Origin of the sequence: Apilactobacillus pseudapinorum (assembly GCF_040369555.1) — a bacterium.
GTDB lineage: Bacteria > Bacillota > Bacilli > Lactobacillales > Lactobacillaceae > Apilactobacillus.
On sequence record NZ_BAABVU010000041.1, the window covers coordinates 1 to 437 of the forward strand.

Annotated in this window: 1 rRNA gene; it reads left to right on the top strand. The window is 51.0% G+C overall.

Going from position 1 to position 437, the window contains the following annotated elements:
* Positions 1-437 (top strand): 16S ribosomal RNA (locus ABWU86_RS06685); the annotation flags it as partial.

Below are 437 nucleotides of genomic sequence, written 5' to 3' on the forward strand. Positions count from 1 at the left end.
TGGAAACTACAAAACTTGAGTACAGAAGAGGAAAGTGGAACTCCATGTGTAGCGGTGAAATGCGTAGATATATGGAAGAACACCAGTGGCGAAGGCGGCTTTCTGGTCTGTTACTGACGCTGAGGCTCGAAAGCATGGGTAGCGAACAGGATTAGATACCCTGGTAGTCCATGCCGTAAACGATGAATACTAGGTGTTGGAGGGTTTCCGCCCTCCAGTGCCGCAGCTAACGCATTAAGTATTCCGCCTGGGGAGTACGACCGCAAGGTTGAAACTCAAAGGAATTGACGGGGGCCCGCACAAGTGGTGGAGCATGTGGTTTAATTCGATGCTACGCGAAGAACCTTACCAGCTCTTGACATCTTCTGCCAACCTAAGAGATTAGGCGTTCCCTTCGGGGACAGAATGACAGGTGGTGCATGGTTGTCGTCAGCTCG